Source organism: Bradyrhizobium sp. CIR48 (assembly GCF_014198315.1).
Classification (GTDB): domain Bacteria; phylum Pseudomonadota; class Alphaproteobacteria; order Rhizobiales; family Xanthobacteraceae; genus Bradyrhizobium.
The window spans coordinates 51,950-70,806 of the sequence record NZ_JACIHG010000021.1 but is presented as its reverse complement, the minus strand read 5'-3'; the positions used below and the strand labels follow the sequence as shown (position 1 = coordinate 70,806).

16 protein-coding genes and 1 tRNA gene are annotated in these 18,857 nt (G+C 62.5%); 9 read left to right on the top strand and 8 right to left on the bottom strand.

The features are described from left to right. Positions 1-290: 290 nt before the first annotated feature. Complete coding sequence (gene chpT, locus GGD66_RS40040; RefSeq protein WP_026202749.1) at positions 291-944, bottom strand: histidine phosphotransferase ChpT; 654 nt, start codon at positions 942-944, stop codon at positions 291-293. A 229-nt stretch (positions 945-1,173) separates the two neighbouring features. On the opposite strand from chpT, the gene GGD66_RS40035 reads away from it, so the two are divergent. After that, a complete protein-coding gene (locus tag GGD66_RS40035; protein ID WP_183262050.1) occupies positions 1,174-1,956 on the top strand; it encodes a 3'(2'),5'-bisphosphate nucleotidase CysQ in 783 nt (260 codons plus the stop codon). Between the two features lie 6 nt (positions 1,957-1,962). Here the strand turns inward: GGD66_RS40035 and GGD66_RS40030 are convergent, their stop codons facing one another. Further along, on the bottom strand, positions 1,963-2,448 hold the full coding sequence (locus GGD66_RS40030; RefSeq protein ID WP_092260794.1) for a YHS domain-containing (seleno)protein: 486 nt from the start codon (positions 2,446-2,448) through the stop codon (positions 1,963-1,965). A gap of 139 nt (positions 2,449-2,587) precedes the next feature. On the opposite strand from GGD66_RS40030, the gene GGD66_RS40025 reads away from it, so the two are divergent. The 3 genes from GGD66_RS40025 to GGD66_RS40015 all read left to right on the top strand — a co-directional run bounded on the left by GGD66_RS40025 (position 2,588) and on the right by GGD66_RS40015 (position 4,849). Beyond that, on the top strand, positions 2,588-3,193 hold the full coding sequence (locus GGD66_RS40025) for a DUF1134 domain-containing protein (protein WP_018322430.1): 606 nt from the start codon (positions 2,588-2,590) through the stop codon (positions 3,191-3,193). A gap of 121 nt (positions 3,194-3,314) precedes the next feature. Continuing rightward, positions 3,315-4,613, top strand: coding sequence for a hypothetical protein (locus GGD66_RS40020; protein WP_183262037.1), 1,299 nt, complete (start codon positions 3,315-3,317; stop codon positions 4,611-4,613). A gap of 161 nt (positions 4,614-4,774) precedes the next feature. Continuing rightward, positions 4,775-4,849, top strand: a tRNA-Val gene (locus tag GGD66_RS40015). Positions 4,850-5,053: 204 nt separating this feature from the next. On the opposite strand, the gene GGD66_RS40010 is transcribed toward GGD66_RS40015, so the two are convergent. The 3 genes from GGD66_RS40010 to GGD66_RS40000 all read right to left on the bottom strand — a co-directional run bounded on the left by GGD66_RS40010 (position 5,054) and on the right by GGD66_RS40000 (position 10,508). After that, on the bottom strand, positions 5,054-5,893 hold the full coding sequence (locus tag GGD66_RS40010; RefSeq protein ID WP_183262036.1) for a universal stress protein: 840 nt from the start codon (positions 5,891-5,893) through the stop codon (positions 5,054-5,056). Between the two features lie 116 nt (positions 5,894-6,009). After that, entirely contained in the window at positions 6,010-6,399 is a 390-nt protein-coding gene (locus tag GGD66_RS40005) for a response regulator (protein ID WP_092260790.1), read from the bottom strand. Continuing rightward, positions 6,396-10,508 (bottom strand): GAF domain-containing protein, encoded by a 4,113-nt coding sequence (locus tag GGD66_RS40000; protein ID WP_246789194.1) that lies wholly within the window; start codon positions 10,506-10,508, stop codon positions 6,396-6,398. The genes GGD66_RS40005 and GGD66_RS40000 overlap by 4 nt, the downstream gene beginning before the upstream one ends. 357 nt (positions 10,509-10,865) lie before the next feature. Here GGD66_RS40000 and GGD66_RS39995 point away from each other — a divergent pair, with 357 nt between their 5' ends. Beyond that, positions 10,866-11,171 carry a hypothetical protein gene (locus GGD66_RS39995; RefSeq protein ID WP_026201808.1) on the top strand — a complete coding sequence of 102 codons (306 nt, stop codon included), beginning with the start codon at positions 10,866-10,868 and terminating at the stop codon, positions 11,169-11,171. A 1,519-nt stretch (positions 11,172-12,690) separates the two neighbouring features. Here the strand turns inward: GGD66_RS39995 and GGD66_RS39990 are convergent. The 3 genes from GGD66_RS39990 to GGD66_RS39980 all read right to left on the bottom strand — a co-directional run bounded on the left by GGD66_RS39990 (position 12,691) and on the right by GGD66_RS39980 (position 15,427). Beyond that, positions 12,691-12,993 carry a hypothetical protein gene (locus GGD66_RS39990; protein WP_183262033.1) on the bottom strand — a complete coding sequence of 101 codons (303 nt, stop codon included), beginning with the start codon at positions 12,991-12,993 and terminating at the stop codon, positions 12,691-12,693. A 637-nt stretch (positions 12,994-13,630) separates the two neighbouring features. Beyond that, positions 13,631-14,308: a hypothetical protein gene (locus GGD66_RS39985; protein WP_183262031.1), complete on the bottom strand. Its 678-nt coding sequence runs from the start codon at positions 14,306-14,308 to the stop codon at positions 13,631-13,633. Between the two features lie 219 nt (positions 14,309-14,527). Further along, positions 14,528-15,427, bottom strand: a complete 900-nt coding sequence (locus GGD66_RS39980; protein ID WP_092260780.1) for a LysR family transcriptional regulator — start codon at positions 15,425-15,427, stop codon at positions 14,528-14,530. 99 nt (positions 15,428-15,526) lie between these two features. Between GGD66_RS39980 and GGD66_RS39975 the strand changes: the two genes are divergently transcribed. From GGD66_RS39975 to GGD66_RS39960, 4 genes are all read left to right on the top strand, one after another. Continuing rightward, the gene (locus GGD66_RS39975) at positions 15,527-16,732 is read left to right on the top strand and encodes an arabinose transporter (protein WP_409362403.1); all 1,206 of its coding nucleotides are present in this window, start codon (positions 15,527-15,529) and stop codon (positions 16,730-16,732) included. Beyond that, positions 16,729-17,514 (top strand): carboxymuconolactone decarboxylase family protein, encoded by a 786-nt coding sequence (locus GGD66_RS39970; protein ID WP_183262029.1) that lies wholly within the window; start codon positions 16,729-16,731, stop codon positions 17,512-17,514. Before GGD66_RS39975 ends, GGD66_RS39970 begins: the two co-directional genes overlap by 4 nt. Before the next feature lie 124 nt (positions 17,515-17,638). Then, positions 17,639-18,034 (top strand): cupin domain-containing protein, encoded by a 396-nt coding sequence (locus tag GGD66_RS39965; protein WP_198293688.1) that lies wholly within the window; start codon positions 17,639-17,641, stop codon positions 18,032-18,034. Between the two features lie 47 nt (positions 18,035-18,081). Further along, positions 18,082-18,855, top strand: a complete 774-nt coding sequence (locus tag GGD66_RS39960; protein ID WP_183262044.1) for an SDR family NAD(P)-dependent oxidoreductase — start codon at positions 18,082-18,084, stop codon at positions 18,853-18,855. Positions 18,856-18,857 lie beyond the last annotated feature (2 nt).

Sequence of the window (18,857 nt, the reverse complement as noted above, 5' to 3'; positions counted from 1 at the left end):
GTTCGGCTCCTGCTCGAACTTCACCAACTGGTTGTCGACGGTGTCCAGGCTCTCGCTGGTCTCCGTCAAAAACTCCCGCAACAGATCATCCATGAAAACAGGCCTTCATACAGGGCGGGCACGCACGAATTGTGATGCGCCTATTCGGAATAGGGCCAGCTTCACCGCAAAGCGTTTAATATTGGTTGAGTATGTGCAAAAGAACGGAACCAACAAAGAGATAAGGCGCTCCGGACAAGCCGAAGCGCCTCGTAAAGATTTGATTAAGATGCCGAGCGCGCTGCGCGCGTTTACGAAGCGGTAATGATGATGGCTTCGCCTTCCGGCTTGAGCGTCACGGTGAGACCGCAGGCCTGCGCCAGCAGCCGCGTATAGTAAGGCTGGATCGCATGCGCATCCGCAGCAGGGCCGCGCTCGCCGCTCAGCAGCTCGGAGATGTTCTGCGGCAGACGCGCATTATGTCCGGTCGCGGTGATGCGAAAGCTCATCGTCTCGCCCTCGCCGATCGGGTCGATCGTCAGCATGCCGCCGCGCGGGATCGTGTGCTGGGACACGACCAGCATGTTGAGCAGCAGCTTGACGCGATTCTTCGGCAGCAGGAGCCGCGGCAGATTCCAGGTGATCGAGCACTTGCCATCCTCGATGTGCCCGCGCGCCATGGTCTGGGCATCGCCGAGATCGATCTGCGCGCCGGAGGAGCCGGCGGCGCCGAAGGCGAGACGGCAGAACTGGAGCCGGGCGGAGGCAGTCTTGGCGCTCTTGCGAATCAGGTCGAGCGCGAATTCGCGATCTTCCGGCTTGGGATCGTCGTCGAGCACTTCGAGCCCGTTGACGATGGCGCCGACGGGGCTGATGAGATCGTGGCAGACCCGCGAGCACAATAGTGCTGCGAGTTCGAGCATATCGGGAGCAGTAGCGGTCGCGGGCGACGAGGCGTCAGACATATAAAGGGGTCCTGGAGGGTTCCTGAAATGCACGGCGCTGGACGCCGCGAATCACGCATGCTTGACGGATGCTGCGGGTTCTAACATTCGCCAGCCCGTGGCAGCTAGCTTGCGATAGGTTCGAAGCGGCCATAAAGGGCGGCGGGCGAATCAACTGAGGGGGACGAGACTTGCTGACGAATGAGGCACACAGGTGAGGATCATCGACGCCGAGGCCGCATCCCGGTTGATGGAGCCGCTCACCGCGCTGGTGGTGAAGGCGGGCGAGGCGATCCTCAGCGTCAACCGCGCGGCGATGCGGATCGACGGCAAACAGGACGGCTCGCCGGTCACCGAGGCGGACCTTGCCGCCGACCATATCATCGCGGACGGCCTGGCCCAGCTTGCGGGCGACGTTCCGACCCTCTCGGAAGAGCGGACCGAGCTCGCCTCCCCCTCGTTTGATGGCAGCTTCTTCCTGATCGACCCGCTCGACGGCACCAAGGAGTTCGTCGCCGGTCGCGACGAGTTCACCGTCAACCTCGCTTTGGTGACAGCAGGCGTGCCGCTGCTGGGCATCGTCAGCGCGCCCGCGCTCGGCCTGCTCTGGCGCGGCATCGTCGGCCGCGGCGCCGAGCGCGTGAGCTTTGACGGCGCTACCATCGGCGTGGCCGAGCCGATCCACACCCGCAGGCTGCCGGCGCAAGGCGAGCCCTGGATCGCGGCGGTGAGCCGCTCGCACGGCGATCCCAGGAGCGAAGCGTTCATCGATAACAGGCCCAACGCCGTCAGGCGGACGGTCGGCTCGGCCGTGAAATTCGGCCGGATCGCGGAAGGCAGCGCAGACATCTATCCCCGCTTCGGGCCCACTTGTGAATGGGACGTCGGGGCCGGCTCCGCGGTCGTAACCGCGGCCGGCGGCAAGGTGACCGACGGCAAGGGCGGCGAGCTCCGCTTCGGCGAGCGGCACGCCAGCGGCTTCATCATCCCGGAGTTCATCGCCTGGGGCGACCCGCGGGCGGCCAAACTCTGAAGGCTGCTACTGACCGAGCCTGTCCTGAAGGGCGGGCCAGCGTTTGCCGACCTCATAGAGGAACCGCTCGGGATTGGCGGCGAAGGCGTCGCGGTTGGCTTCCCGGCTGAACAGATAGAGCCGCTGCGCCACGATCGCGAAGAAGCGGGGATTGCCGGCGACGGTCACCCCGCGGGCGATATCGGCGGGGTCGTAGCCGCCGAATTGCGGCCCATAGATTTCGGGATAGGCCAGGAAGGAAGCGCGGTTGCCCTCGTTGCGAAAGCGCCAGACCGCACCCCAGAGGTTCGCCTCGAACTCCGCCGTGCCCCGCAAGGCCCGGCCATCGACGAAATAGGCGACGGGGTCGAACCCTTCGATGGCGACGCCGGTGAAGCGGTTGACGACGACCCGCTCGGTGGTGGCGGCCCCGGCCGGCGTGACCGGGCCGGTGACCCATAGGCCCGACAGCAGGCAGACGAGGAGGCCGATCAAGGCAATTCCGGGGCGCAAAGGGCTATCTTCCTGCCGTTGTGCCGTCATAGTTGCTGCGGATAACATCCGAGTCGAGGGGACATCCGGCGCAACCTAGAGCCTCGCCTGTTGGCGTCAGGTTAAGGAAGCGACCGGTTTCGGTACCAGGGGTTCTTTTATGACTTTCGCATCACGCCTTGCTGCGCTCGCGCTTGCCGCGATGGTCGGCTGGATCGTGCCGGCCTCGGCCCAGCAGGCGCCGCCGCCCAATCTGCCGCCGCCGCAGCGGACCCCGACGCCCAGCACCTACGGGCCGGATGAGCTCGTCGGCGCCGGGCACCGTTTCTTCGGCAACGTCTCGCGCGGGCTCGCCTCGATCATCGAGAAGGCGATCAGCCAATGGGGCCTGCCCAACGGCTATATCCTGGGTGAGGAAGGTTCCGGCGCGTTCGTCGCCGGCCTGCGCTACGGCGAAGGCACGCTCTACACCAAGAATGCCGGCGACTTGCGCGTATACTGGCAGGGCCCCTCGCTCGGCTTCGATTGGGGCGGCGACGGCGCGCGCACTATGACGCTGGTCTATAACCTGCCCGCCACCAACGCGATCTACCAGCGCTTCGCCGGCCTCGACGGCTCGGCCTACATCATCGGCGGCTTCGGCATGACGGCGCTCACCGCCAACAACATCGTGCTGGTGCCGATCCGCTCCGGGCTCGGCCTCAGGCTAGGCGCCAATATCGGCTATCTCAAATACACGCCGCGTGCGACCTGGAACCCATTCTAAGGTTTTCCTCTCCCATCGGGCTTACGGATCAAGGTTAACGACAGGCCGGGGCTGGCTTTTTGCCGGGCCGCCATGGCATGGTCGTTGGTGAATTTTTCCTTAAGCTTGGGAGTTCTGCCCCATGGTCGAACCGATCATGTACCTGGCGATCGGTTTCCTGCTGTCGATGCTGTGCGGGCTCGCGATCGTGCCGCTGGTGCATAACCGCGCCGTGCGCCTGACCACGCGCCGGTTAGAGGCCGCAACGCCGCTGTCGATGGCCGAGATCCAGGCCGACAAGGACCAGCTCCGGGCCGAATTCGCCATGTCGGCGCGGCGGCTCGAGATGAGCGTCGACCAGCTCAAGAACAAGACCACGAGCCAGCTCGCCGAGCTCGGCAAGAAGAGCGACGCCATCAACCGCATGAAGATCGAGCTCGGCGAGAAGAACGCCACGATCTTCGCGCTGGAGGCGCGCGAGAAGGCGGTGAAGGAGCAGCTCCGCGCCACCGAAGAGGAATTCAACGCCAAGACCGAAGCCTTGCGCGCGGCCGAGAACGCGCTGACCGACAAGCAGAACGAGCTCGCCAAGATCAACTCCGAACTGTCCGACCGCTCGATGATGGCGGAGAGCCGCCAGGTCGAGCTGGTCGCGGTGCGCGCCCAGATCGAGGAATTGAAGAACCGCGTCGGCGATGCCGAGAAGGAATTTGCCGCAACCCAAGCGCGCCTCGCGCAGGAGCGGACCGAATCCGAGACCGCCTCGCGCGAGCTCGGCGATGCCCGCGGCCGGGTCGAGAATCTGAGCCAGCGCGTCACCGAGCTCGATCGCCAGCTGATCGGACAGGTGAAGGAAGCCGAGATGCTGTCGGGCCGCGTCGCCGACCTCGAGGGACGGCTCGCGACGCAAGGCAAGCTGCTCGCCGAGCGCGACTATGAGAACAACCAACTCCGCCAGGCCCATGACGGCGATGAGCGCACCATCAAGGAGCTGCGCGTCCAGATCGCGGCCTTGAGCGGCGGCAAATCCTCGGCCGCCATGGAAGCGCTGCGCGCGGAAAAGACCGCGCTCGAGGAGCAGCTGCGCACCGCCCGCGACGAGCGCGCCAAACTCCAGCGCGACATCAACGCGATCCAGCAGCAGGCGGAAAGCTCCTGGGCGACCGAGCGCATGGAGAATGCGCTGCTCCGCGAGCGCATCAACGACATCGCCGCCGAGGTGGCGAAACTCGCGATGCAGCTCGAAGGCCCGAACTCGCCGATCGAGGCGCTGCTGGCGGCCGAGGCCGGCCAGCCGCCGAAGCCGGCGCCGCGCCCGGCCAACGACGCCGCGACCAACGGCGCGGCCGCAGGCAGCCTGCCCGAAGGCGGCGGAACGCTGGCCGAGCGGATCCGGGCGCTGCAGGCCCACGCCTCCCGCGCCCGCCAGCAGGGCGCGTAAGCGGCCCGAAATCCGCCCTCCCTTGCGAATTTGCGCGACCGGCCAAGGTTTTCCGCCCCCGTGGCGCCTGGAAACTTGACACCTTAAGCCCGCACTTCTAAATCGCGGGCTCCGATGCGCCGGCCGGCCGAACCAGGTCCGGCCGTCTGCATGATGGTCCCGGGCGCATAGCTCAGCGGGAGAGCGTTCCCTTCACACGGGAGAGGTCCAAGGTTCGATCCCTTGTGCGCCCACCATTCGTTTCCTGAACCCAGCCGGATGCGGACGATCGCCCAAGCCTCATGGCTGTCGGGACCGTCGGTATCAAAAATGTCGAAAACAACCCCATGCACAGTAGCCGGCCCCAGCCGGATCAATGGGTTGCGCCTTTACCGAACCCTGGTTTGGCTCGTCAGGCAAGACAGGAGCAGGACGGCATGATCTGAACAGAGGCGCGCGTTCTAATGAGCCATCAGGACAGGCAGATGCGCATGCTCCATGATATAGCTGGTCGCCCCGCCGAATATCATTTGCCGCAAGCGGGTGCGGGTGAAGGCTCCCTTGATCAAGAGGTCGCAGCCTTCAGCTCTGCAGGCATCGAGCACTGCCTGTCCGGTATCGCGATTCTCCAGTTCAACCGTTCTCACCTGCGCAGCAATGTCATTGTACCGCAGTTGCTGGAGGATCTGATCGGCAGACGGTCCTGGTACCGCTTGGCCGCCAACGACGGTTAGGACCGATACCCTTTCGGCCAGACGAAGCAACGGCATGGCAAATGCGTTGACCCGAGCTTGCTCGGTACTCCCGTTCCAGTGGATCATGATGTTTGTTGCGACGCTTCTCGGTGCATTCGATGGCACAAGTAGAACGGGCCTGCCGCTCTCGAACAGCGCGGACTCAATCGCGCGACGGTGGGGGCCCGCAGCATCAATGTCAGACCTTGCCATCACGATCAGATCGAAGGCGCGCCCGTAACTTCCGACAAAGTCTTCGCCCTCAGGCGCGGTCTCCAGCCAGCCGAAGCACGGTCGACCCGATCCGGCAGGGGATCGAGGAACATCGTGCTTCAGCATGAATGCTTCGAAAAAGTCGCGCATGTCGTTCAATTCGGCTTCGCTCTTCACTTCATACGTATCTAACAGAATGCCGGTGGCCAATTCCGCGGCTAGATATTGCGGAATGCCGAACCGGAGCGGAAAGCCTTCGATATAGGCGCCGGTGCGTTGCGCAAGGCGTACGGCGACATCGAGCGTGGATGTCATCATCGGAATATTCTGAAGCGGGACCAAGAGCGTCTTCATTTTCGACCTCCGGTGTTTGCAGTGGCAGTGACGCAGGATGCCTAGTTTCGCTTGAATTGATGCCTACGATAATTTTCACTTCGCCTCGTTCCGGTTGTCATCAACAATGCTTGCAGTCATGCGACCTGCTCAAGCCTCGCATCGATCTCCTGGCGAAGCGCCGCGAAGTCGATTGGCTTGGTCAACAGGTCGGCTGCGCCGTTCGCCAGCGCCTTGCGCCTGGTCTCGGCGTCACCATAGGCCGTGATCATGATGACCGGTACATCGGGGCGGGCCGAGCGCACGATAGGCAGAAGCTCCAGCCCGCTCATTCCGGGCATGTTGATGTCGGACAGGATCAGAATCAGGGTTGCATCCTCTGTCTCGGCCGCGCGCTGCAACGCCAGCGGTGCCGACGGTACAAATTCCATGCGAAAACGACCGCAGCGCAGATCGCGCCGAAACTGCTGGCGGAACAGCACCTCTACATCGGGCTCGTCGTCAACCACCATTATGAAGACGCTCAACTTCTGCCTCCGGTCTGCAATGGCGCCGCCAGCCTACGCGGCAGCCTGATGATGAACTCCGTATAATCGCCAGGCTCGGTATCGACCTCGATGCTGCCGCCGTGCTGTTTCACGATGATGTCGTGGCAGATTGAAAGGCCAAGGCCAGTTCCTTCGCCTGCGGGCTTGGTCGTGAAGAATGGGTTGAATATCTTCTCTCTCACGTCGGCCGGGATGCCGGCGCCATTGTCGCGAATCCGGATCTCGACGGCGCCGCCGAGGTTTGTGGTCGTCGCGCGCAGCCTTGGCTCGAAGCCGTCGCCGGCGGCGTCCTTTCGTTTGCTCGCCGCGTAGAAGCCGTTTGAAACGAGATTGAGGAACACCCGCGTGATTTCCTGCGGATACAGATCGAGCGCGCCCGCAGACGGATCGAGGTTCCTTTCAAGCGTGATATTGAAGCCTGCTTTCTCAGCGCGCGCTCCGTGATAAGCAAGGTTGAGGCTTTCCTCGAGGATGGCGTTGATATCGGCCGCGCGGCGTTCGCCAGACCCTTCGCGAGAGTGCAGAAGCATATTCTTGACAATGGAATCGGCGCGCGTTCCGTGCTGCACGATCTTTTCCAGGTTGCCTTGCAGCATGTGTATCAGCGCGTCGATGTCCAGCCTTGCTGCCTCGCCGAGCCCGGCCGAGCGCAGCGCGTCGCCGAGTTCGTCGATGAGTTCGGAGGAAAGCGCAGCGAAATTGTTGACGAAATTGAGCGGGTTCTTGATCTCATGCGCAATGCCGGCGGTGAGTTGCCCGAGCGAGGCAAGCTTCTCGGTCTGGATCAATCGATCCTGCGCATTTCGCAATTCCTCGAGCGATTGCGACAGTTCCATGGTGCGCTCGCGCAGCTCGTTCAGCAGGCGTGCATTCTCGATCGCGATCACGCCCTGGTGCGCGAAATTGGACACGAGCTCGATCTGCTTGTCTGTGAAGGGTTTCACTTCCTGGCGGAAGATCGTGATGGTCCCGATCAGCTCATCTTCCCTGAGCATCGGCACAATGACGAGCGTCCTTGCGCCGGCAAGGTCGGCAAGCGCGCGAACGTTCGGGTTGCCTTCGACGTAGGGCGGCTGAGTCCTGATATCGTCGATATGAACCGTCTGATGGGTTTTCTCGACGGTGCCGAGCCCGCTCGCCGGATGGGGACGAATGCTCTGGTACAGCCGGGTATCAACATAAGCCTGCGGCGCGTTGTGCAGTGCGACCGTGCGAAAGCCGCCGTCCTCATAGAGATTCATGGTGCCGAAGCCGGCGCCGCAAATTCGCGTCGCGTTCTCCAGCATCTTGTCGAACACCGGAGTCAATGCGCCCGATGAAGCGCTTATGATCTCCAGCACCTCCGACGTTGCCGTCTGCCGCTCCAACGATTCGTTCAACTGCTCGAACAGACGCACGTTGCCGATGGCGATGACAGCTTGATCTGCGAAAGTCTGAAGCAGCGTGATCTGCTTGTCGTCGAATGGGCGCACCTCCATACGACGCAGTACGATCGCCCCCATGCTCTCGCCTTCGCGCAACAGCGGCACACTCAAAACAGTCCGAACGTTGGAGCGAACCGCATATTCGCGTCCTATCGGGTATTCCTCTCCATCGGGCCCAAGCAAGTCGCGCACTTGAACGGTGCGACGATCGACAATCGCCCGGCCGGTGGGCGATTTGACACTGATCGCCCGCCGGCTCCACACCACGGGAACTTGTCCATGGTGCGCCTCGATGACGATATCTTCGCCATCCCTCAGAACCACCAGGGCGTCATATGCCTCGCAGAGCCCGCATGCGCTTTCCACGATCGCCTTGAGCACCGGACCGACCTCGGTCGGCGAGGAAGCGATAACCCGCAAGATATTGGCGCTGCCGGTCTGGTACGTCAGCGCCTCGGACAGATCCCGCGTTCTGGTCTGCAATTGTTCGAACAGCCGTACATTCTCGATGGCGATCACGGCCTGGTCGGCAAAGGTCTGCACGATCTCAATCTGTCGCGGGGTAAACGGGCCCGGCTCCGGTCGCGCCAGACTGAGCACCCCGATCGCGGCGCCCTCGCGTACCAGAGGTATATTGAGGGTCGCGCGATAGCCGCCGATTCTCGCGAGGTCGTGCCGCGAGAAGTCGGGGTCTTTCATGAGATCGGCGACATGGTCGACCCGGCCAGTGAGCGCAGCCCGGCCGCTCGGCGTGTCGCGGCTCGGCGCAAGCGGTTGGCTCTTGCGTAGCGCGACCCATTCCGGTGGGTTGTTATGGGCGGCCTCCAGGTGCAGCAGCCCATCGCGAATGAGATAGATCGCGGCTCTGGGGTCGCCGCAGAGCCGTGCGGCCGAGCTGACAAGCGTTTCGAGAACATTGGGCAAGTCGAACGCCGAACGGCTGATTACCTTGAGCACGTCGGCCGTTGCGGTCTGCTGGCGCAGCGACTCGCTGAGATCCTCACTGCGTTGGCGCAACTCCTTGAGCAACCGCGCATTCTCGATGGCGATCACGGCCTGGTCGGCAAATGTGGCGACCAGCTCGATCTGTTTTTCCGTGAAGGGCTGCACGCGCTTGCGAGCGATCACGAGCGCGCCGATCGGCTCATTTTCGCGCATGAGGGGAACACCGAGCGCCGTGCGCTGACCAGCCATGGTCGTCGACTCGCGCAGCCCGTATTCGGGGTCGGCAGCGACATCGAGGATCTGCACCGGGCGGCGCTCGAGTACGGCCCGGCCTGTAACCGTGCTCCGGCCGGGCGTAATCGGGTGACCCTGCAGGAACGCGATGTATTCCTCGGAAAACCCCACCGCTGCTCCGGCCTGGTATTCATCGCCCTCCCGACGCATGATGAACGCCATCTCCGCTTCGCACAGCCGTGCCGCCGAATCGACCAGCGTGTTGAGCACGGTCTGCAGATCGAAGGTCGAGCGGCTGATCACCTTCAGCACGTCTGCAGTTGCGGTCTGCTGCTGGAGCGATTCGGCGAGATCGCGGGTCTTCGCTTGGACCTCATCGAACAGCCGGACATTCTCAATCGCGATCACGGCCTGATCGGCAAAAGTGGAGACCAGGTCGATCTGCTTGTCCGTGAACGAGTTCACGGCCTTGCGACCCAGGAACAGCACGCCGATCGTTTCTCCGGATCGAAGCAAAGGTACGCCCAGGAGGGTCCGGTAACCGCCGGCCCTCTGCTGCTCGGGATAAGCGTATTCGGGATCGGCCACGACATCCTGGATCTGGACAGCCTTGCCGGACAGCAGGACGCGCCCAACGACGCTGCCGCGTCCAGCATTGAGTCGAATGCCCGCCGAGACTTCGGCCCACTCGGGCGAGAAATTGTACCGAGTTGCATGATAGAAGGCGCCGTCGGCGTCCCGCCGGACGATTGCCGCCATGTCGGCACCACTCAGCCACGCCGCCGATTCCGTGAGCGTGTCGAGGACCGTTTGCAAATCAAACGCGGAGCGGCTGATGACCTTCAACACATCGGCGGTCGCCGTCTGCTGCTGCAGCGATTCCCGCAAGTCGTCAGTGCGCGCCTGCACCTCATCGAACAGCCGCGCATTCTCGATGGCGATAACGGCCTGATCGGCGAAGGTCTGCAGAAGTTGCACATGATGCGGAGCGAAGTTACCGGGCTCGACCCGCGTTACGCTGATCATGCCGATCACCACGCCTCCGGTCGCGAGTGGAACGAACAACATGCTGCGAAAGCCGCGGGCGCGCGCGATGAATTTGATGTCGTTTGTCAGCGCTTCGGTATCGGGGGTCGGCACCACCTTGCCGGCCCGCGTCCTTTCAAAACTCTCGAAATCGGCAATCGGCCGCGGAAACATCTGCTGCAAAGCATGATCGGCAGCAGAATTGGTCGGCGTGAAGGCCGCCAAATGGGCAGTGCCGTCGATGAAGCGGAATACGGTCGTCGAAAAGCCGCCGAGCAGGGCATTGGCGCGCCTCGCGATCGCATCGAATACCGGCCTTACCTCCGATGGCGAACTGGCAATGATTTTGAGGATGTCCGCGGTGGCGGTCTCGCGATCTTGTGCGGCGCGCAATTCGGCCAGGAGCCGCGCGTTCTCGTGCTGCAATTCCGCCACAACGCCCTGAGGAAGCGCGGCCATGATGAAAATCCAGGTCGCCAGCCGGTTCGCGGCCGACGTCAAAATCCAATCAAGAAAGCGTCGGAATTATTCCACCATCAGGTGCCTCCGACCAGACGTATCGTTAGTTGATTTTCAATCGACCACGCGTCAATTCGCCTCCTCGATCTACCGAAGCGGCGAGCTCCACAAGTCGCGCTGCTTTGGTCCACATGGTGGCAAATCGCCGGATCCAGGTGCAGCTATTGCGGCGGCTGATTTCGGACCGCCTCTAATCTCCCAATGCGAGATACGGGTTGATTTAATTTTGCACTAGCTTTTTCCGCACCAATGCTTCAGACTTGCCTTTATTATGGATTTAATTTTAAGGGCGTTCCGATGGGAAAACCTGCCGTTTCCCGCGATGCTTTCCGTGGGCTGTTTGCTTTATATGCTGCGAGGGCGCATCACGACCGTAAGACCGAGGGCGAACATTGTCTCTTGAAGCTGTTCGGATCTGCGGAAGATTTACCCGATGCTTTACTGCTGCAGTGTTCGGACAGAGCTGAGCTGCTCCGCTCTGAAACTGTTGGTCGCTTGGTGAGCCCGCGCGTCCGTCAAATCACGAACGGCAACGCTCAATATGACCATGCCAGCGACTTTCTGCACTCGCTACTGAGAGACCTTGAGCAAAAAGTGCACTAATCGACACTCGCTGCGCCATCGTCGCTGATCCAGGAGCAATTGAATCTGGTGATGCGAGCCAACTCATGCTGGGCGAAGCGGAGCGATCAATCAGCTGCACCAGATACCCGGAGCATGGCAGGGGACGCCTACGGGCCAACGCGACGAGCCAAATGTTATGTCCGTTTACGATCCACTACGGGAAGAGCTACAGCGCACAGGAGCGCAAACGATTCGGCTCACGTTCTCGGAAATTGAAGCAATTCTCGGCAGACCGTTGCCGCCATCAGCGTACAAGTTCAATGCCTGGTGGGGAAACAGTTTGCGCAAAGCTGGGCACACGCAATCTATGGCTTGGCTCCATGCCGGCTTTGCGGCCAGGGTTTCATTAAGACAGCGAGCCGTGGAGTTCATCGATCTTGAAGAACTTCACCGCGCTGGGCTGTGCGCTGCCCGTACCGACAAGGTCCATCAGAGATCATCGCCAGAAGCGCACGTCAGGAGCGCATCGCGTCAATCGCGTGGGCTATCAGGACCGCAACGCTGACGCCGATAAGAATAACGAGGACCCAGTTCAAAAACACGTTCGCCTCCACCTTTGGAATTGAACGCGAGCAACTGTGCACAGTCAAAAACAACCGGCCAAAATCATTAATTTCGGCTTGGGTTGAGGATTCAATGTAACTGTTGCGTCCGTTGTCGGCCCTATCGATGGAATGCCATGAATAGAAGAACCCCGACAACGCACGCCGCGAGCGAGAGCAAGTAAATACCCACGGCAAATCCCGACTCATCTCGAACTGGAGATTTAAATGGGAACTCGCATTATGCGTCGGTCAAGCCCAAAGCTTACTGGAAACGGTTGATATGACCTTTAAGCTTCCTGCTGCGGCAATCATGGCACGGCAGCCGAAAGTCTCTGCCGCGACACTCCAGCTTTAAATGACTGAATTAAAAGCACTTTGCCACGGAAATCAGGTTTGATTTAATTCCGCCCTCACGCGACTGCAACCGGCGCATTCAAAGCAGAAGCGCGCGATTTGCGTTGCTCGCACACGCCTTGCCGACGCCTTTTTCCACATTTATGACAAGCGACCTCGGTTTGGGGCCGAGGTCGCCAACCTTGGGGAAGGTTTGCTCCCGACGGGGGCTTTTGATTTGGGGACTTGCCGGGAGCTTGGATTCGACTCGGAATTGGGAAAGTCGTTCCGCTTATCGAGCAAATAAAAGCGGCCCCAGCGAACGGGTGCCGGGGCCGCTGCATTTCCGACCATTCATTCAGCTCACCTGTCCTATCGGGGCTCGTCCTCATAGTCATCGGACTTGTAAGCGCTATCGATCGACAGCAGCCCTGGCCGCGCGCGTTCTTGGAGCAGTCTGGGCGGCTGAGGCCGGCTGGGTTCTGCTTCGGCTTAGAAAGCCTTTGGGCCAGAGCAAAGGAAATCCACACTTCACGGTCGCGTGCACGAAACCATTTTGGCGGCCAAACGAAGCGGCGCTGAAACATCGCCGTCCGATGCTGAGATGGAGCGAGGGAGGATTAAATGCGCAGCCTAATTTTCGGGGTAGTGCTCGTAGCGCTAGCAACGATCGGATCTTCATCTTTTGTTTCGGCCGCTCTTTCGGCAACGCGGGATGCGAAGTCCGCAACGATCTCAACGCGGTTCGCGCCAGCACCAAATGCTGCCTGCACTTTCGCCCCCAGGCCGCGGGCGGGTTTGAGCGTGCGTTCTTGAGCGGCTGTTTTCCAAACCATGGAACGGCACTCCGCTGGTCGATCAGAACCTGATTCAATCTCAACGCCTTGAACGAATAACAATTGCAACCAAGGATAATTGCGCATTGTGCGTAGCTTGGGGATACCTGCTACTAGGTCAACGCATCTGCATTTTCCGAATCGACGTTCCATGGTCGCTGGCTCATGCGTCGTATTCGGGGGTGCAGGTGTGAGCCAGTTTCTATCAATGCTGCTTCTAACAACAGCCGTGGTTCTAACCGTCTGCTTCGGGGTGGCGGCCTGGCGCCTCTCTGACGAAAAGGACACCGACATCACTGGCCAGATCGCGCGCCAGTCGTACGGATGGAAAGCGGCACCGGCCAGATAACCCTTTCGCTTGCCTCCTGCGCGCTCTCTGGCCTGAAATGCCGGCTGCGCTTCCCTGGCACGGTCCTTGCCAATCCCGGCCTATCTTTACCGGTCCTGGCAGGGAGCCGTTTCGCGATGAAACAGAAATCTCGAACCCCAAAGCCGCAAAGGCCTACTCTGGCACACATAGCTTCCGATTTGGTGAGATTGCTTAAGGCAATACAGGATCTCGAGGGCCTCAGAGAGAAAGTCCGGCTAGCAGAAGCCGCTCGCGTATTGCACTAAGCCTGGCGGGTAAAGGCGCATTATTAGCGTGTGGCTAGATCAGCGCCGTCGCCCTGAAGCCTGTCGATTGCAGGCGATCACGGCGCCCGCCGGCGGAGCGGAGCAAGCTTCAGGCAACCCGCTCCGGCCGCCAGGCCGCGTAGAGACCAACAAGCGTCCCCATGGCGGCCAGCGCTGCCGCCAGCAGCACCTGCAATTCGCCGTCATCAGCAGGGCCGACGGACGATACCAACCTGGTCACGATCACGAACAGAATGCCCACGGCGGCGGCTGCGCCCACACAGAGATAGGCGAGCTCCCGCGTCAGGCTGCGGCCGAGAAGTCCGAGCGCCGTGAAATACATCGCGCAGGCGTTGGGATGAACGAACAAGGCGATGCGGGCGTAAGCGCCATAAGCGTCGAACAGGGACTCACATCGGCGCAGGGCCGCCTTCGAGGCCACCCGCTGCAGGAACGGCCTGAAGAACCGAGCCTGTCCGTAACTCAAGACGGCGCCCAGGATGATGGCGAGCCACGCCACGACAAAGACGGAGCCATCCGCGGACTTCGGATTGAGCGCCACGGACATCAGGATGAGGGCGGTTCCGGGAAAATAGCCGAAATACGGGAAGACCGCTTCCAGCAGCACGCAGACGAACATGAAGACCAGAAACCATGACGACCCTGTCGCGCCATGGACGATGGCGTTCAGATCGAAAAGGTTCGTCCTGTACAGGACGAGGTACATGCACATGGCCAGTACAGCCAGCGCGTAGAACGGCAACGCTCCCGACAGAAACCGTCTCATCCAACCATCGGGCTTTGTTTCGCGGACACGGCGGAGACCATCGATATCAGGACAAGACAACGGAAACGCATGGCTCATGCTTTAGGCGAATGGGATTGCTCCCGCAATCCTCGCCTCACCCTGCACACCCCATGCAATCGATCAAATCTCCATGTTTCTGCGCGCCTGAAGTGCCGGACGCGGGTCATTCCGTTCGACTTGCCGATTCGACTTGCCGTTCTACTTGCCGCGGTATCGCAGCGCCTCTACCAGCAGCGAGAAGGCCGGGGAAGGCTGGCGCCGGCTGGCATAGTAGAGATGGTATCCCGAGAACGGCGGACACCAATCCGAGAGCACGCGGACAAGACGTCCCTCTGACAAATACGGCTGCACATGTGCCTCGGTGAGGTAGGCAAGGCCGAGGCCCTTCAACGCTCCGTTCAAGAGAAGCCCCGCGCTGTTGAACACGAGCTGGCCCTCCACCCGCACATTGAGCTCCCGCCCGTTCTTCTCGAATTCCCAGGCATAGAGGCTGCCGCCGTGCGTGGGCAGGCGCAGATTGAGGCAATTATGCTGGGTCAGATCCTGCGGTGTCTTCGGGCGCTTGCGGCCAGCAAAGTAGGACGGAGAGCCGACGACGGCCATCCGGAGATCGGGGCTGACGCGCACGGCGATCATGTCCTTGGCGACAAGCTCGCCGGGACGGATGCCCGCATCGACCTGCTGCGCGACGATGTTGGTGAGCCCGTAGTCGATGATGATCTCGACATGGATGTCGGGGTATTTCGGCAGGAGCTTTCCCAGCGCCGGCAGCAGGATTTCGCTGGCGGCATATTCCGTCGCGGTCAGCCGCACGGTTCCGGCAGGCTTTTCGCGAAACTCGCCGAGGGCAGCGAGATCGTTGTCCATCTCGGTAAACTTGGGGCCGATGCTCTGGAACAGCCGCTCGCCGGCCTGCGTCGGCGTGACGCTCCGCGTCGTTCGATTGAGCAGCCTGACACCCAGCCGCTCCTCCAGATTCCGGATGATCTGGCTCAGCGCGGACTGTGTCATGCCAAGCTTCGCCGCCGCGCGCGTGAAGTTGCGTTCCCGCGCCACGGCCAGGAAGGCAAGAAGGTCGCTCGCGTCGTCCCGATGCATTGATTAGCAGCTCTAATAACTTCATTCGAAATCTATCACCTAATCAAGGCACGGCGAAGGTCCTAGGTTCGGAGCATCCACCAGGAGCCCTGAATGAGCATGCCCATGACAGCCATGCAGCCCGTCGCCTCGCTTCGCGTCACGGCGAATTTGCTGCCGATCATGGCGGTTGTCTTTGCAGCCTTCCTCGTCATCGGCATGGCGATGCCCGTGCTTCCGCTTCATGTGCACGAAGGATTGGGGTTCGGCACGTTCGTGGTCGGCCTGGTCGCCGGCAGCCAGTTCGCGGCATCCTTGGTCTCGCGGCCATGGGCCGGCCACGTCTCGGACAGGAGCGGGGCGAAGCGCGGTGTCATCGCCGGCCTCATCGCGGCCGCGGCGTCCGGGCTGTTCTACCTGCTCTCGCTCGGCTTCATCGAGGCTCCACTGGCCTCGGTGACCATTCTGCTGCTGGGCCGCGGCCTGCTCGGCGCCGCCGAGAGCTTCATCATCACGGCCGCGGTCAGCTGGGGGCTGGTCCTCGTCGAGAGCGGCAACACCGGCAAGGTCATCGCCTGGGTCGGTTCGGCGATGTTCGCCGCCTTCGCTATCGGCGCCCCCGCAGGCTCAGCGCTTTACGCCGCCTACGGCTTTGCCGCGATCGCGCTCGCGACGACGGCAGCGCCGCTGCTGGCTCTGCTGTTCGTGGTGCAGCTTCCCGCGGTGACGCCGGTGCAGCAAGTGCGCCTGTCGTTCGCCAAAGTGCTCGGCGCGGTATGGGCGCCGGGCCTCGGATCGGCCCTCGGCAGCGTCGGCTTCGGCGCGGTGACGACATTCGTCGCCTTGCTGTTTGCCAGCCGGGGATGGGCCAATGGGTGGCTTGCTTACACGGCCTATGCCCTCGCCTTCATCCTGGCGCGCGTCTTGTTCAGTCATCTGGCCGATGCGATCGGCGGCGCCAGGGTTGCGCTTCTCTGTGCCCTGGTCGAAGCCGCCGGGCAGGCCCTGATCTGGCTTGCGGCACGACCCGAGATGGCGCTGGCCGGTGCCGCGCTCACCGGATTCGGCTTCTCGCTGATCTATCCCGGCTTCGGCGTCGAGGCCGTGCGCCGCGTCCCCGTGCAGAACCGCGGCCTGGCCATGGGCGCCTACACCGCCTTTCTCGACCTGGCCCAGGGGATCGCGAGCCCGGCGCTTGGATTGATCGCCACCGGAGCAAGGCTGAACGTTTTGTTTTTCGCCAGCGCCGTCACCGTGCTCTGCGCCGCGCTGGTCGCCTGGTGGCTGCTGGCGCACCCGTTCACCGTCGAAGGACATCCGCAATGAGAACGCTCGCAACCACCTTGTTGTCATTCTGGCTCATCGCCGGCGGCCCGGTCGCCGCGGACACGGCAGCCGTCAAAGGAGCAAATCCCATGTCGACATCGGAAGACATCCGCGCCGTTGCGCCGGCGCTCGAAGCCTACGCGCAAAAGTTCGTCATCGGCGATCTCTGGAAGCGTCCCGGTCTTTCGCCGCGAGACCGCAGCATCGTCACGGTCGCGGCGCTGATCGCGCGCAACCAGACCGTGGAGCTGCCCGACTATTTCGCACGCGCGCTCGACAACGGGGTGAAGCCGGCGGAGATATCGGAGATCATCACGCACCTCGCCTTCTACACCGGCTGGGCCAACGCGGTGGATGCGATCCCGGCGGCGCGCGACGTCTTCAAGAGCCGCAACATCGGGGCCGATCAGCTCCCGCCGGCCTCTGGGCCGCAACTGCCGCTCGACGAAGCCGCGGAGAAGCAGCGGGCGACCCGCGTCGGCGAGCAGTTCGGGCAGATCACGCCAAGCCTCGTCCAGTACACGACCGACGTGCTGTTCCGCGATCTCTGGCTGAGGCCGGCGCTGGCGCCACGCGACCGCAGCCTGGTCACCGTGAGCGCTCTCATCGCGACCGGTCAGGTCGCGCAGATCACCTATCATTTGAACCGCGCGATGGATAACGGGTTGACGCGGGAGGAAGCCGGCGAAGTGCTCGGCCATCTCGCCTTCTATGCCGGCTGGCCCAACGCATTCTCCGCGGCGCCGGTGATCAAGGACGTCGTCGAAAAGCGGCCGCGCTGAGCGGAGACGTGCCGTGATCAGGCGCAGGGACGTGCTCATTGGCGGCAGCGCCGCCGTTATCATCGGAATTAGCCGCGCGCAGGCGCGCGCGTCGGACGCACAGGAGACGCACATGACCATGGACATCGACATCAAGCGAAACGGATCGCGCCCGTCCCAGAAGGGACCGCAGGACTGGTTCACCGGCACGGTACGCATCGACCCGCTGTTCCAGGCCCCTGATCCGGCTCGGGTCGGCGCGGGCCAGGTCACGTTCGAGCCGGGTGCCCGCACCGCCTGGCACACGCATCCGCTCGGACAGACGCTCATCGTCACCGCGGGACTGGGTTGGGTTCAGCGCGAAGGCGGAACCATCGAGGAGATCCGGCCGGGCGACGTCGTGTGGTTTCCGCCGGGACTGAAGCATTGGCATGGCGCCTCGCCGACGACGGCGATGACCCATATTGCCATCCAGGAATCCTCCGGCGGCAAGAACGTCGACTGGATGGAGAAAGTGAGCGACGAACAATATCGGAAGTGATGGCGGGCGCTGTAGAGTGCGTCCTGAAACATCCGGAGAAGCAGCGCATGGCGATCATCTTCATCACCGGCAGCACGGACGGCCTCGGCCGGGCAGCGGCGCAATCGCTCGTCGATCAAGGTCACCGCGTGGTGCTGCACGCGCGGTCGGCGGATCGCGCCGCCGATATCGGCGCGTTCGCGTCGCGTTGCGCCGGGATCGTGGTCGGCGATCTCCGCAGTGCCGCAGATGCAAGAAGCATCGCCGACCAAGTCAACGCGATCGGTCGCATGGACGCGATCATCCACAACGCCGGCGTCTACACACGGCCTAGCCGTGGCGCGACGCCGGAAGGCCATGCCGAAACCTTGGCGATCAACACGCTTGCGCCGTACATGCTGACGGCCCTGATCGAGCGGCCCGACCGATTGGTGTATCTCAGCAGCGGATTGCACCGCGGTGGAGAGGGCTCGTTCGACGACCTCGATTGGACAAAGCGGGCCTGGGATTCGGCCAAGGCCTATGCCGAGAGCAAGCTGCACGTTGTCGCGCTCGCGTTCGGTCTGGCACGACGCTGGCCCAAGGTCCTGAGCAACGCCGTCGATCCCGGATGGGTACGCACCAAGATGGGTGGCTCGGGCGCCCCGGTCGATCTCCACACCGGACAACAGACGCAAGCCTGGCTCGCGGTGAGCGAGGAGCCCGCCGCTCTGGTCAGCGGGCGCTACTGGCATCATCTCCGGCGGGAGGAGCCGGCCGGTGAGGCGACCGATCCGGATTTTCAGGACGCACTCATCGAAAGATTGGGCAGGCTGACCGGAGTTCCGCTTCCGCAGGCCTAAAG

Bases quoted from the DNA above. Each gene is read 5' to 3' on its own strand.
- chpT (WP_026202749.1), bottom strand. From the start codon at position 944: ATGTCTGACGCCTCGTCGCCCGCGACCGCTACTGCTCCCGATATGCTC.
- GGD66_RS40035 (WP_183262050.1), top strand. From the start codon at position 1,174: ATGGAGCCGCTCACCGCGCTGGTGGTGAAGGCGGGCGAGGCGATCCTC.
- GGD66_RS40025 (WP_018322430.1), top strand. From the start codon at position 2,588: ATGACTTTCGCATCACGCCTTGCTGCGCTCGCGCTTGCCGCGATGGTC.
- GGD66_RS40020 (WP_183262037.1), top strand. From the start codon at position 3,315: ATGGTCGAACCGATCATGTACCTGGCGATCGGTTTCCTGCTGTCGATG.
- GGD66_RS40010 (WP_183262036.1), bottom strand. From the start codon at position 5,893: ATGAAGACGCTCTTGGTCCCGCTTCAGAATATTCCGATGATGACATCC.
- GGD66_RS40000 (WP_246789194.1), bottom strand. From the start codon at position 10,508: ATGGCCGCGCTTCCTCAGGGCGTTGTGGCGGAATTGCAGCACGAGAAC.
- GGD66_RS39995 (WP_026201808.1), top strand. From the start codon at position 10,866: ATGGGAAAACCTGCCGTTTCCCGCGATGCTTTCCGTGGGCTGTTTGCT.
- GGD66_RS39990 (WP_183262033.1), bottom strand. From the start codon at position 12,993: ATGCGCAATTATCCTTGGTTGCAATTGTTATTCGTTCAAGGCGTTGAG.
- GGD66_RS39985 (WP_183262031.1), bottom strand. From the start codon at position 14,308: ATGAGACGGTTTCTGTCGGGAGCGTTGCCGTTCTACGCGCTGGCTGTA.
- GGD66_RS39980 (WP_092260780.1), bottom strand. From the start codon at position 15,427: ATGCATCGGGACGACGCGAGCGACCTTCTTGCCTTCCTGGCCGTGGCG.
- GGD66_RS39975 (WP_409362403.1), top strand. From the start codon at position 15,527: ATGCCCATGACAGCCATGCAGCCCGTCGCCTCGCTTCGCGTCACGGCG.
- GGD66_RS39970 (WP_183262029.1), top strand. From the start codon at position 16,729: ATGAGAACGCTCGCAACCACCTTGTTGTCATTCTGGCTCATCGCCGGC.
- GGD66_RS39960 (WP_183262044.1), top strand. From the start codon at position 18,082: ATGGCGATCATCTTCATCACCGGCAGCACGGACGGCCTCGGCCGGGCA.